Raw genomic sequence first — 13483 nt, 5'->3', positions numbered from 1 at the left:
CCCTCCGCGGACTTCTTCCACACCCTGGCTTCCAGGTGTGCCTCGCCCAAGGCCTGGGTCAGCTCGGCGACCTCGGCCTCCAGCTGTTCCTCTCGGGAGGATGGTCCGGACCTGCCGGCCACCAGGGCGGTCTTGCCGGCTTCCAGGAACTCGGCCTTCCACCGTCCGATGGACTGCTCACTGACTTTCTCCTTGCGTGCCACTTCGGCGATGGACATCTCGCCGGCCAGCACGCTCAGCACTATCCGGGTCTTCTTCTCCGCCGGAATCGAGGGTGGTCTACCCATGACTGACTCTCCTTCAGGACCTACATAACGGCCCTGCCACTAAGTCTGACGCGCGACACCACCTACGACAGATTCAATCCACAACTATTCTGCCCATCTTCCCACGAAAGCACCGCCTCACCACCGAAGACGGCGTCGTCTTACCTCACAGCAGTCTCAGCTCAACCGACAGCGTGTTGCGGCTGAACCGCAGCACGCACAAAACGCTCCACCTCATCCAAGGCCGGCAACAGCTGCCGAGCCTGCTGCTGATACACCGCATCCTTCTGTCGATAAGGGTCGACGACGTCGTCAGCAGCCGGGTCCTCCGCCGGCCCCACGATCCCGTGGCGAGTCGCCAACACCCGCAGCGCCGCACGCACACGCTTCTGCGGATCGGACCCCTGGGCCGCCTGGGCAATCTCATGGTCACTCATGCCTGCCGCCAGACGAGCGAATTCCCGCACGGTGAACGTCCGGCGCAATAGAGCCGGATTCAGCTCCACGACCGCACGCCGATGCTCCCGAGTCATCGCCAGCACCAGATCCGCTTCAGCCGCAACCCCCTCGGTGAGAAGCCGCGCCCGGTGGGCTTCCACCTCACCCGGCCGAGCACCAGCCGCCAGTGCCAGCTCTGCTGTCTGCGGGGTGAGCGGGTCACCCACCAACGCACCCGAGCCCGCACTGTGGACACGTACCCCGAGATCCGCCAGCCGGCTGCCCAGAACCATCTCTGCCAGCGCGGAGCGGCACACATTGCCCGTGCAGACAGTGAGGATCTCAATCATGACAGCTGCTCTCTCGGGTAGATTTGCTTCCGTGGAGTCCCAGAATAGCGGTGACGTTGAGGCGGATAACAACGCCCCCAATGTGGACTTTTTCTCCTCGGAACGGGTCAAACGCGTCACTCCGGTCTTAGAAGAGGAGCCCACCACCGCGGAGAAACGCCCGGCTCGGGGAACCCGCACCTGGCTTGAGGGCAGCGGGACCGCCCGAGCCTGGAACAGCACCGTACTGGCCTACGCGGCGTTTACGGTGGGGGCCGCCGTCGTCGCTTCGGTGATTCTGCGCAATCACGTCAGTGCCCCTGAAGGGCCGATCCTCGCGTCCCTGGTGCTCTACCTCGGCATGGCTATTCCTGTGGTTATTGCACTGAGGCGTTCACGACCCCGGGGGCTCCTCCGCTTCCGATGGACCGACCTCATCTGGGGGCTGGGACTGGGGCTGCTGCTGCGCATGATCCAAGGCTGGTTGGAAGTCGCCGCCGGTAGTCCAGGGGGCCTGCCCTCCTACCCCACCCTTGATGGGGCCCTCTTCGGGGCGACCTGGTTGCTGACCGGACTGCTGATGCCGGTGCTGTTGGCACCTGTGGTGGAGGAATTCCTCTTCCGCGGCGTGGTGCTGGTGACCGTCTACCGCACCGCACGCAGGGGCCTAGAAGCCGGCATCCTCGCCATCACCGCCTCCGCCGGTACTTTCGTGGCGCTGCACGCCGTCAACGGCATCACCCGGTGGGACGAGCCGACCTACCTATTCCTGGTAGGGGTGACCTGTGGAGCATTAGTGCTCTTCACCGGCCGCATCTGGGGTGCGGTGCTGGTGCACATGACGTTCAACGGCATCTGGGTACTGCTCGCCCTGGCCGGAACCGCACTATCGCAACCAGACTTCTCGCTATAAGGTCTCGCGCCTCTTGCGCTCGGTCCTGCGCAATGGCACGTGACCGCTGAGCCACGGTCATGCAGCAAGGGAGGAACGCAAACGAGCGTAATGCTCGTCAGCATCGACCACTTTGACTGCGCCCGTGCGTATATCGGCCAGTCTCCGGGCGGCCTCAGCACGCCACGCTGAATCAACCTCGTCTGATTCGTCTGCATCGTGGAGGCCCTCTTATTGGGCGCGGCGGGCGGGGGTGCGGCGTCGTCGTCCTGTCTTGCGATACAGGCGAGCGATGTGGTTCTCCACCGTCCGGCGCGAAAGGAACAACCGAGAGGCGATTTCATCATTACTCAACCCCTGAGCGATGAGCGCCTGCACTTCAGCCTCCCGCTTAGTCAGCCGCGGGGTGGTCTGATCCACCACCGCGCACACGCGCGGATGACTACTCAAGGGGGAAGTCTCCAACACCTCATGCAACACCGTGAAGCACCGCCGCTTGGAGGCGGGATCCTTCGCCTCCAAGGCAGCACCGGCCGCCGCAGCCTCCGCAGCAAACAACACCAGCCCCGCCTCACGCAACTCCTCCGCCACACGGCAGAACACCAACACATCCTGAGACACCACCGCCTCAGCGTGCTGCACCCGCAGAGCATGCACCCGCCCCTGCAGATGCGGTGCAATCTCCCTCAGCGTCTCCGCGGCCCACCGATCCCCGAAGCGCACAGCCGCATAAAGTACATCCGAAGCCCAGCCGTACAGCCCCGCCTCACAGAAGTCCCGAGCCGTTGTGGCCACCCACTTATGTGTGCCCTTAACGTCCACAGCCAGGCGCGCCACAGCCTGATGCGCCAAGGCACCACCCAGTGCCGCCCCAGAGGCACGCACATCAAGCCGGTTAAGCTGCTCCAACCGCTGCTGAGCCTGCGTGTTCTGCCCGCGCAGAGCCGAGGTCGCCGCCAGCAGCGAAACCAGCAAATACTGGTACCCCGCCGGGTCGCTATACTCCGCCGCCGCGGCATCTAACTCACCATAGGTGTAAGCGGCATCCAGGTCACCGGTCAGCCAGTGCCAGGACGCTAAACCGTAGTGGAACCCCACGGTCTCCGGAGTTGACGGAGCCGAGCCCGTTTCCCCCAAGTGAGTCAGCAGCCCGGGGAACTGGGCGGGACCATCGGTGGACAGTGACACCGCAGAAAATGCAGCCAGCAGCTCCTCCCCCAGGTAACGATCACTGTGCTCCAACTGCTCGGCCTGCTGGCGCAGCTTCACCAAGTGAGAAAAAGCATCATAAGACCGGCCACAAGCCACCATCTGGATCGACTCGGCAATCCGGGCCCGCACCCGCAGCGTCTCCCCGGCGGCAGCCACCGTGTCCTGAGCCTCGTCTAAGGCCCGCATCGCCTCACGAGGGTGGCCGGTATAGGTCAACAACATGATCCGGCGTGCCGCGCACTCCCCCGCCGTGCGGGAATCCGGGGCGTTCTCTTCGGTCTGCTTCAACAGGCGAGCCCCCGCCCACACGTCCCCCTTCTGATAACCGGTCACCTCAGCCCGCAGCGCCGCGATCTGCGCAGCGTACTGCGCACGGGTGGGATCCGAAAGGTGCTCAAGTGCGGCCTCAGCCTCCCGCAGGTGAACCATCGCCTCATCCGGGTCATTCATCCCACGCAAGGCGTAGTGGGCTAAGAGGTTGTCCTGGTAGACCACCTCCGCCGGGTGCTTCCGGGTCAGGGACAAACGCACCAGATGCAGAGCTGATCGGTAGTCGCGGCTACGCAGCAGCCGGTCGATCAGCTTCAGGAAGTGATCGTCGTCGACCGGCAACCCCTGGTGCAACGCCCAGCGGACCGCCTGCGGGGTCGGCTCACCGGACTCCAAGGACGCCGTCATGGTCTCCTGGACCATGGTCTCCGGGGCGAGCCGACGCACAGATTCGGCAACCCCGGGCACCAGCCACTGGAGTCTGCCGTCGTCGCGCTTACGCATCACCCCCATGCTGATAAGCCCCACAGCGGTGATGTCTTCCTCATCATCCAACCCTTCAGCGGGGGCCGGATCCTCCAGCGCAAACCGGTGAGCCGCCATCCGGCGGGCCTTCGGCACCGAGGTGAGGTAACTGCGCATGTAGGCGTCGAACACCGGTTGAACATCACCGGTGAGATGCCAGACACCGTCGACCTGCACCAGGAGTCCTTGCTGCCGCACTTCACCCAGCAGCCAGGCGAGCATGGCCGGCACAAACCCGGACATCCGCCCCAGCTCGTGGGCGCTGCCCAAGTCAATGGGACCCCCCAGCCGAGCGGAGCAGTATTCGGCCAACTCGGTGAACCGCAACTGTCCGACGACGAACAGCTCCACACCCATGCGCCCGGTATCCAGAACCCAGGCGGGGAGTTCGTTGACCAACTGACAGCCGATCACCAGGCGGAGCACATGCTCTGGGGCGGGGGTGCTGGGCACATCGGCTGGTTCCACGCAGATCTGCACTGCCGCTGAGGGGTGCCACTGCCCGGAAATCAGCTCGGCCTCAGGGGCGTGGACTGGAATACGCTCACGCAGCAGAGTGGTCACACCGAAGCCCGGCTCAGAGGTGACGACGATTGCCGCCGGATCCCCCTCCGCGCGCAGGTGCGGGACCAGCAATGATTCGATATCCCGGCGCGAGGCCGTTGGGATAATCATGCTGCTAGTCTCTGCGCACTCAGCACCCGTTCAAGCTGCCTGCCAGTCACTGTGTGACACCCTCCGTGTGAAACCCTGCACATTTGCTGCCCCAATCCTAAGCACTCCCTAGATTACTGGACACCCCTGTCCGCGGGACGCACTGCACTACGGAGCCCGCGCTTCCGACAGCCACGCCGGCTCGAACTACTTCCCCCAACCGCATCATCATCATTGACCTCCACTGCCGTCAACACTATGATGACGCTATGCGGATCTTAAACAGTGCCCGCAAACACGGGATCACTGAGGAGGAGATCCTCCACGCACTGGACAACGCCATCCGCTACCGGGAACAGGAATACGACGGAGAACTCAGACTCTTTGTCATCGGCGCTGACCAACACGGCAGATTCCTAGAAATCGTGCTGGTCCCAGTGGACGATCCCATGCGGATCATTCACGCAGACATCCTCCGCCCTAGCCACTACGAATTCCTCTAAGAGGCGATCACCATGACCGAGCAGCCCACCAGAAGCGACATTGACAACTTCATCGACAGCATCGACCCCGCCACGATGCGCGATGGTAAGCACTTGCGTGAAATAGCAGCTGCCCGCAAGGCGGTCGAAGACTCCCAGGCCCGCCTCCAACAGGCCGTGGATCAAGCCCGAGAAGCAGGCGACTCCTGGACCGCGATCGGCATGGCGCTACGCACTTCCAAGCAGAACGCCTATCGAAAATTCGGCCAGAAGCAGTGAACCCCTTACCCCATCCCGCCTAGGAATGGCATATGAAGGTCACCGAGGCGTTACTACAACATCACCTAAACAGACCTGGGCATGACACCGGTGCGCGTCCGGTTGCGGCGCTTGGTGCGCCAGAGGTAGAGGGCTTGGAGGGCGAGAGCCACGGCCAGAGCCAGCGCCCACCACGGGAACGCCACCGGGGAGGGGCCAATCTCATACCGATCCGGGATGTACTCGGTCCGCTCGGCGGTCACCAGGATGCGGTGACTATTAATCCCCAACGGGGTACACGTCACCAGGGTCATCAAATCCCGCCCAGGCTGCGGGTGGAGACTCTCGGTCTCATGGGGTTCAACCACTTCTGTGCTGATGACCTCGTAGGCCAACACCTCCCCGAAGACCTCCACCAGGAACGTCTCCCCGACGTCCACCTCATCCAGTCGGGTAAACAGCTCCGCCTGCGGCAGCCCCCGGTGCCCGGTGACCACCGCATGGGTGCCCGCACCGCCCACCGGGAACGCCGTCCCCTCCAGGTGCCCGATGCCGCGGGTGAGCACATCGTCTGTGGTCCCGTGGTAGACCGGCACATCCGCATCAATGGAGGGAATCCGGATCCGGGCCATAATCCCGTCCGGCCGCCCGGAGAGAATGTCCCAGTACGGGTCTGAGTCCTCCAGCAACGTGACATCCTCATTGCCTTCGATGTACGGGTCCGCAGCAAACGGGTCGATGCTGCGCTGCCCGGAAGCCAGCTGCTGGTTGTAGTCACGCGCCCGCTGTAGTTCCGCCTCCCGTTCCGGACCGGGCACGGTCTGCATGTATTCGGAGTATTCCTGGACCCGGTCGCGCTGGTCCCAGGCGGTGAACCACTGCGCGGCGGTGGGGTAGAGCATCACGCACAGCCCGAACACCATGAGCGTGGAGATCACCAGCGCCCACCGCATTGACCCCTTCGGGGTATCTGCGGCGTGTCTGCCACGCCTGGTCGCGTTGTCTGCGGCCTTCGTCCCACCCGCGGGGTGTGTGCCGGGGGCTGTAGGCGTGTGAGGTGCGGCGTGGCGGGGGCGAGCAGGAACAGTCACGGCGCATTCCTTTCACCGGGTGGGTGGGTTCTCACCCCACTGTCGGCACCCTCACCGGAGCCGACGACGTCGTCGTCGGCCTCCACCACGCGCAGTTCACTGCGACGCACCATCCGTTGGGTGAGCAACCCCAGCCCGATCAGCACCGCGCCGGCCAGCAGGAACTGCCAGACCGCCCCGGCCCCGGTCTGGGCGAGGTCCGGTGGGAAGAACCGTCCCCACGGTGGCCCGCCTCCCCGGTCGAGGTCGTCATCTCCTCCGCCGACCACCGGCGTCTCCCCGGGGTCCTCCCCTGGAGGTGCCGCAGGTGGGTCGGTGGGTGGGTTGGCTGTGTCCACCGGGTTACCGATCGGCATGACGTTAGGGTCCCCGGGCTGCCCGGCGGCTACCTGCTGCTCGCTGCGGGGTTGGAGGTCGAAGGCCCCGGCCGGTTCGGCGGGCAGGTAGCCGGCGGGCACGACTTCCTGGATCACCCAGTACCGGCCCTCAGTCTCCGGGTCCAGGATGCGCAGCCCTGGCAGCAGTGCTTCTCCGTGTTCGTCGACGTGGAACCGGGTCTCCCCGTGGATCTCGATGGGCCCGATAGCGTGCTCCGGGTGCTGGTGCGGGGTCTCAACGGTGGCCACACCGAAGGCCCCCAACCCGCCGGCGTCGACCTGCTGCAGCGGGCCCATGGGGGTTTCATCGGCCGGGTAGACCCAGACTTCGAACTGCCCGCCGGTGAGCCGGACATCGTAGTAGCCGGGATCCTGCGGGGTGAGTCCGTCTTGGATGGCGTAGTTGACCAGTTTGGCTCCGGACCAATAGCTGGCGGCAGCTTCGGATGAGTATTCCCGGTCGTTGACCTGCAGGATGGCCTCGTTGAGGATGGTGCCGCCGTCGATGTGGTTGGAGTTCACCGTGGTGCTCAGCCGCATGTGGAGGGTCTCGCCCTGCCAGTCGGTGGAGAATTCCTCCAGGGCGAGGATGTCGACGACGGCGACTCGTCCCTCGATCTCTACGGTGTAGTCGGTGCCCTCCTGAAGTCGTGTGCCGGCGACCTCGAGCTGGATTCCCCCGTTGGTGAGGTCGAGGCGTTCATCCAGGTTGTCCACGATCCGGTAGTACTCGAGGGTTTCGCCGTCGGGAAGGTGTGGGATGAGGGAGTCCACGGTCCAGGTGATGGTGTCCCCGAGCCCGTAGGCGGTGTCTTCGACCACGTCTTTTTCGATCTCCACCACGGAGTTTTTGGGGTAGGCGTGGACGTCGTAGCGCCAGGTGCCGTCCGAGTGGGTGGGGATGGTCACCAGGAACGGCTCGGTGGGGAAGACGATGCCGTGCTCCCCGGGGTCGGTTTCTTCTACGACGTAGAGCCCCAGGTCCAGGTCGCTGAAGCCGGCCACACCGTCACGGGTGGTTTCGCGTTGTGCTGGCCCCAGGGTGAAGGTTTCGACGACGTCGGCGGCGGTGAGGCCTTCGATCTTTTCCCACCCGTTGCTGGTGGTGAGGTCGACGTCGGTGACGTGCCTCAGGGTGAATTCCACACCGGAGAGCGGGGTGAGGTCGGAGAGTTCGTCCTCGGGCAGGGGTGCGCCGTCGTGGGGTGTGCCGCCTTCGGCGGGTTCGGCGAATTTGTGCAAGGTGAGGGACCCGGTGGCGTTGGGGTCGATCCCGGCGGGTGTGGCGTGGGCGTGTGGGACAGGCTGCGCCAGTCCGAGTCCCAGAAGCATCAGGGTGCCCGCCAGGACACCCACCAGGGTGCGCGCACGGTGCAGCGTTCCGCGGGCGCGGCGGACCGGTGCAGCGGCGGTGATCTGCGGCTGATCTGCCATGGTGGGTGTCCTTTCAGGGGGTGGAGCGGGGCGGGACCTGCACGGGGTCGGGGGTTTCCCGCGGGTCCCACGCCCGCTCCGGCTTGCGGTGCCTCAGGTTGGGGTGGGGTGCCTGAGGCGTGGGCCGGCTCAGCCGCGGGCGGCTGCGGCGGCCTGGGCGAGGTGGCGGCGTCGTACCCGGGCGACGACCAGAGCGGTAGCCACCAGTAACAGCCCTGCGATGATGAACGGCAGCGAGCCGAGCCCACCGGTCAGGGGGAGTTCAAAACCGGGAACTTGTTCGTTCTCCACCTCGAAGATGTTGCTGGCGGGGATGTTCACTGTGCTGCCGGCCTCGATGGTGATGGGGCCGTACGGGCCTGCCGACTGGTAACCGGCCGGGGCTTCGGTTTCAACCAGCCAGTAGTATTCGTTGCCGCTCAGCACGCGCAGCCCTTCGATGACCACTTCGCCGTCTTCGTTGGTGGTGAACTCAGTCTGACCGCCAACGCTCAGGGCGCGGCCGTTGGGTCCGCTGCTGTCCCCCACATAGACCTCGAAGGTGGCTCCTTCGAGTCGATCGGACGTGCCGTTCTCAGAGTGCTTGACGATCTGGAGCGCACCCCATTCGGTGTCGGCCTCTGCCGAGTAGTCCCAGTCGTTGACGTGGACAATCGCGGTGTTGTCGATCACGCCGTTGCCGTCAGTGTTGGAAACGACTTCAGCGACAATGTTCCACGTGAGGGTGGCACCCTGGTTATCGGCCAGGAAGCCCAGGCCCGATGAGGTGAAGCTGATCTCGAGGTTCCGCCCCTGCGGTCCAGACCGTTCAAACTCGTAGTACTCCCCCGGGACACGTTCACCACCCAAACGGAGGCTGTGGCTGGAGTAGCTGAGCCGCGGATCGAGCTCATCGGTGATGCGGTAGGAGTCGAAGCTCTCCCCGGCGGGCAGGTGTGGAACGGTGGGCTGCACCGACCAGGTGACCTCATCACCGATGGCGTAGGCGTCTGAGTCGTCGACGGTCTTGTCGATGTCGATCACGGAGTTCTTGGGGTAGGCATGGACGTCGTAGAGCCATTCGCCGTCGACCGGTGCGGGGATGGTCACCAGGAACGGCTGGGTGGGGTGGGCGATCTGGTTGCCCCCGAAGTCTGTCTCGGTGACGAGATATACACCTACCGGGAGTTCACCGAACGTCGTGGTCCCTTGTTGGTTGGTGCGCTGGCTCTGCGCCTGGCCCAGGGGGTAGTTGGTTCCTTCGCCGACGTCGCCGGGTTCGAGGTTTTCGACCACGGCCCATCCGTCATCGGTGGTCAGGTCGATGTTCCGCACCGGCGCAACAGTGAACTGCACCCCGGCCAAGGGCGTGTAGCCCAACTCGCCTCGGTCCAGTTCACGACCGTCATGGTCCTCGCCGCCCGCCTCGGGTTCTTCGAACTTGTGGATGGTCAGCGAGCCCTCGGACTGGGTGATGTTCCCGGTCTCACTGCCGTTCCCGTTCTGTGCGGCCGCTGCGGTCAAACTAGCGCCCAGCAGAGCCAAAGTGCCGAGCACGGCGGTGAACAGAAGCGTCATCACTCGCACGGCACCTCCCATGCTGTGGCGTGGAGGTGGAGCTGTTGTGAGATTCATAGTGGTTCCCTTCGTGTCGATGGTGGTCTGGGGTGTACCGTTCCGGCGTCTGAGGTCAGAGAGAGGTCTCATCGGACGCCACCTCCTGGGCGAGACGTCGGCGTCGTAAGGTGGCGATTGCTGCGGTCATGAGCGCAAGCAGCATGAGCGCTGCGCCTGCGATGAGATAAGGAGAAGTGCCAGTTCCTCCGGTGTGCGGCAGGTCTGTCGTGGGGGCCTCCCGGTTCACGAACCGGTAGATGCCGTGGTCGTTGGCTCCCACGGTGATGGTGTCGGTGTCGACGTCGACCCATTCACCGTCAACTCGCTGCTGGAGCCCTAGCTGGACATAAGCAAGATTTCCCGCGGCCCGTTCAGAGAGGACCTCGCTGAGGGTGTAGTTGTGGTCGGGGCGCACGTAGAAGCTCTGTGCCTCGTCCACCTCTGAAACACCAGGGACAATGTTCTCGGTGAGCTCCCCGGCAAAATCCCCGTTGAGTTCATCGGGAGTAGCCGTGAGATCGAAATCCTCCGGGCTGAGTTCAGCGCCCTCACCCTCAATAGTCTTCAGCAGGGTCAGCTGAGCTGTCTGGTTCACTGCGCCGCAGACCACGTGCGTTCCTTCTCGCACACTGACCCCGCCGTTGCTGCCGTCATTCTCAAACGTGTCTGGAAGGGCGATCCGTTCACCCTGGCGGTTCTCCAGGCTGCATTCCCAGGAACCGGTGGCGTGCGGAAATGCTTCGGGGTTCTCTCGATCGTCCAGTTGGACGTAGAGCGGGGAGCCAGCCGACTCTGCCAGGTGGTAGATGCCTGGTGCGACCTCTCCGGTCACGGAACCGGGCGAGTTGACTGTGGCCTCACCCGTGGTGCCGTCCATGACAAGGGTGCCGTCGCCGGTGCGTGCCTGCAGCCGCCAGGCGTCACCACCAGGACCGCTTTCGATGTGTTTCTCGAGGGTCAGTTGAGGGTCTTGGCAAGTCACCCAGTTAGTGATGGTGTAGCGGTTGCCGCTTCCGACCTCGAGAGCAGCTGTCTCATATGGCAGTTCCTCACCAGTGGGCCCGGCAAGCAGGTCACCAACGTTTGTCACGCCACGACCTTCAGTAACACGGCCTTCTACAGTGCAACGGCTAAGTTCCTCATTGACCGAGAGGGACTCATCGAGCGTCAGTTCATCGCCTGCGCTGTAGCCGGCGAGCCGCCGTCCCCAGTCACGGTTGATGAGTTCACTGTGGTCTGAGGGGCGGGTGATGAGCAGGTCGGCGTCGTAATCGCTCGGCTGTTGGCCCTGTGGAATGACTTCGCCGTCGATCACCCACTGCTTGTCCACCTGCACTGCGGCCGCCGTGCTCTGTTGGGTGTTCCAGAATTCACAGGTGATGGCCATGTCCAACGTGACATCGCGAATGGTGAACTGGTCGTCGTTGACCTCGACGTCGAGGATGTTCTCCCCATCTTTCATATCCCGACAGACGGCGCTCACACCGTCATTGATCGGATAAGGCTCCCAGCCGTCTTTCCATGTCTCGGTGAAAGTCAGGTCAACGACCGCTTGGTCATTGGGGGTGAAGTCCAGGGCGAAGTTAATCGCCCCGTCAACACCGGTCATCCCCTGGGTGCGCTGGGTGTTTGTTCCCTCCCAGCGCACGAGATCGTCGCCGGTAATCTCAGCAGAGAATTCCCACCCCTCACCTGGCGTGGCGTCATTGGCTCCACCACCCTCAGGGACTTCGTGTTTCACCACGGTGACCGTGGGTGTGCAGGACTCCAGGATCATATTGGCCAAGTACTGACCGGCAGCCGAAAACTCAGGGGTTTGGAAGTAGTCCTGTTCCTCCACTGGTCCAGAAATCGCTCGGAGGTTATAGGTCGAGTAGTCGTGTTCAATACCTGTTTCACCCGCCCCCACGGCAAGCACCTGAGTGCCCTGGGCTTTAAGGGAGTTGGCAGCGAAGATTGCCTGCTCGATGTCTTGGTAACGGGTCGTAGCCCCCAACTGACCCGCGGTGTTGGGGTTTCGCCCGTGCAGGGTGGGGTTGCCATCGGTGACGAAAACCAGCACATCGTAGTCGTAGGGCTGTGAGGCGGGGTGCTCGAATCCTCGATGCCAGTTTGTCCCCTGACCCTGTGCATGTTGTCCGTGCGGAATATTGAAGTTCGGGTTTCCCTGCCCGTCCGTGTACCACCCACGCACGGTCTGCGCTCCTGCGGAGGTGGAAACGGACTCAGGTTGAGCGAAATTGAAACCCGGAAGGTCCGGCAACGACGATGAGACGGGACTGTCCGTACCGAAGTTAAAGAGAGCCATGGATGAAGGCGTCCCCTCAAGACTGTCGACGAATGCCGTGGTGGCATCGGCAAGCGCACGTTCGTCGCCATCCATGGAGGAGGAGAAGTCCAGGGTGACCGCCACATCCAGCCCACAGCGGTCCGGCATGGACGGGTTCGGCCGGCTGACGGGGAAAGTGCCGAGAGAACCAGTAGGCGTGGTACTGCTTGCCCCGTAGTTCATGAAGTCTCGGCCTGAGTGCGACTCATAGGTACCCCGCACCAGAAAGTTGGTCCCATCGCGGTGGCCCACGCGGTGACGGTAACGAGAAGCGTTCCGAGGCTCCTCCCCCGCAACGGGGCTGATGGCGGCAGTGAGCAGAGGTTCGACCTCCTCGGGTGACCCGGCGGCGTCGTCGACGGCCTGGACGTACAGTTCCCGGTCATAATTGCGCTCTGACTGGACACAACGAGTTCCAGAGGCTTGCAGGCACCGGGCCTCAGGGATGATGAACCAGCATTCGCCACGGGCGTTGGACGTGCAGTAGTCCCAGTTGGAGTCCGACGCACGCGCAGCACGGTTGCCACTGCGGTCCACCAGGTGAAGCGTCACGTCTTCTACATCCGCAGTGCCGTCACCGACCTGAACCATTATCAGGTGCTCACTGTTCGAAGCACTCGGGCGACTGTGAAATTTGTAGTGCTCGGGGATACTCCCGCGGCGAATGGGAGTGCTGTTCATCTGGGCCATGCGGAGCTCCGGCTCGGAGCTTTCGTCACTGTCATCGCCTTCTTCGTGCTCGTCCTCAGAATCACTCGGCGTTTCCTCACCCACTTCATCGGGGGTAGGTGCGTGCTCATCCGCAGTGCGTTCATCCTCGTCGGGATCCGCATCTTCGCTACTCTCCGCTGTCTGCGAGGGTGTCTCCTCCGGCGACTCAGTGGGGGATGGCACCGAGCTAGCGGATGACCGAGAGGAGTCCACATGAGCCGTGACCTCAGAAGTACCGGTAAGGGCCAGGAGAGCGACGACAGCGATCCCCATGGATCGCCGTACCCACACACCAGCGAACACAGCACGCCCCAGCCCTGGATGCGGCATTGGTCCTCCTTACCAGTGCCGGGATATACCGGCTATTACCTGCGTAGTGCGAGATCTTTCTGTGACCTTGCTAGGGAGACTACGGGGGTAGATAGCTGGTAATCACCCAAACTTCTACTTCTTGTAGAAAACAGGCATGACTCACCAGGGTTTGAGGACTAAATCAGGTATATATCACCTGGCGATTCCACGTAAAGATGGAATATCTCCGAAAGTAGACTGGCGAGTACCACTGGAGGGTTTTCTACTCAATGACCAGGGTCCCGGGGTGCGGGGGTATGACTACGGC

Annotated in this window: 10 protein-coding genes and 1 pseudogene; 3 read left to right on the top strand and 8 right to left on the bottom strand. The window is 63.5% G+C overall.

Going from position 1 to position 13483, the window contains the following annotated elements; all coding sequences use genetic code 11:
* Together H578_RS0109620 and H578_RS0109615 are read right to left on the bottom strand one after the other, a co-directional pair.
* Positions 1-287: transposase (locus H578_RS0109620; RefSeq protein WP_022873474.1), on the bottom strand; the 287-nt coding region annotated here is incomplete at its 3' end.
* Between the two features lie 161 nt (positions 288-448).
* Positions 449-1054: an arsenate reductase/protein-tyrosine-phosphatase family protein gene (locus tag H578_RS0109615; protein WP_022873473.1), complete on the bottom strand. Its 606-nt coding sequence runs from the start codon at positions 1052-1054 to the stop codon at positions 449-451.
* A 31-nt stretch (positions 1055-1085) separates the two neighbouring features.
* Here H578_RS0109615 and H578_RS14580 point away from each other — a divergent pair, with 31 nt between their 5' ends.
* Positions 1086-1946 carry a CPBP family intramembrane glutamic endopeptidase gene (locus tag H578_RS14580; protein WP_022873472.1) on the top strand — a complete coding sequence of 287 codons (861 nt, stop codon included), beginning with the start codon at positions 1086-1088 and terminating at the stop codon, positions 1944-1946.
* A 57-nt stretch (positions 1947-2003) separates the two neighbouring features.
* Here the strand turns inward: H578_RS14580 and H578_RS16630 are convergent.
* Positions 2004-2126 (bottom strand): annotated as a pseudogene (locus tag H578_RS16630) (addiction module protein); the annotation flags it as partial.
* A 30-nt stretch (positions 2127-2156) separates the two neighbouring features.
* Entirely contained in the window at positions 2157-4607 is a 2451-nt protein-coding gene (locus H578_RS16625) for a helix-turn-helix transcriptional regulator (protein WP_022873471.1), read from the bottom strand.
* A 248-nt stretch (positions 4608-4855) separates the two neighbouring features.
* Here H578_RS16625 and H578_RS0109600 point away from each other — a divergent pair, with 248 nt between their 5' ends.
* Both H578_RS0109600 and H578_RS0109595 read left to right on the top strand, forming a co-directional pair.
* Complete coding sequence (locus tag H578_RS0109600) at positions 4856-5089, top strand: DUF4258 domain-containing protein (protein ID WP_022873470.1); 234 nt, start codon at positions 4856-4858, stop codon at positions 5087-5089.
* 12 nt (positions 5090-5101) lie between these two features.
* Positions 5102-5347 carry a hypothetical protein gene (locus H578_RS0109595; protein ID WP_022873469.1) on the top strand — a complete coding sequence of 82 codons (246 nt, stop codon included), beginning with the start codon at positions 5102-5104 and terminating at the stop codon, positions 5345-5347.
* A 65-nt stretch (positions 5348-5412) separates the two neighbouring features.
* On the opposite strand, the gene H578_RS14575 is transcribed toward H578_RS0109595, so the two are convergent.
* From H578_RS14575 to H578_RS0109575, 4 genes are all read right to left on the bottom strand, one after another.
* Positions 5413-6279 (bottom strand): class C sortase, encoded by an 867-nt coding sequence (locus tag H578_RS14575; RefSeq protein WP_022873468.1) that lies wholly within the window; start codon positions 6277-6279, stop codon positions 5413-5415.
* A 134-nt stretch (positions 6280-6413) separates the two neighbouring features.
* On the bottom strand, positions 6414-8228 hold the full coding sequence (locus H578_RS0109585) for a SpaH/EbpB family LPXTG-anchored major pilin (protein WP_022873467.1): 1815 nt from the start codon (positions 8226-8228) through the stop codon (positions 6414-6416).
* A gap of 129 nt (positions 8229-8357) precedes the next feature.
* Complete coding sequence (locus H578_RS0109580; RefSeq protein ID WP_022873466.1) at positions 8358-9785, bottom strand: SpaH/EbpB family LPXTG-anchored major pilin; 1428 nt, start codon at positions 9783-9785, stop codon at positions 8358-8360.
* 112 nt (positions 9786-9897) lie between these two features.
* Entirely contained in the window at positions 9898-13047 is a 3150-nt protein-coding gene (locus tag H578_RS0109575) for a vWA domain-containing protein (protein ID WP_211215196.1), read from the bottom strand.
* Positions 13048-13483: the final 436 nt, after the last annotated feature.

Origin of the sequence: Nesterenkonia alba DSM 19423, from assembly GCF_000421745.1 — a bacterium.
In the GTDB taxonomy this organism is placed as follows: domain Bacteria; phylum Actinomycetota; class Actinomycetes; order Actinomycetales; family Micrococcaceae; genus Nesterenkonia; species Nesterenkonia alba.
The sequence above is the reverse complement of the archived record's forward strand: the minus strand, read 5'-3'. Positions and strand labels throughout refer to the sequence as shown.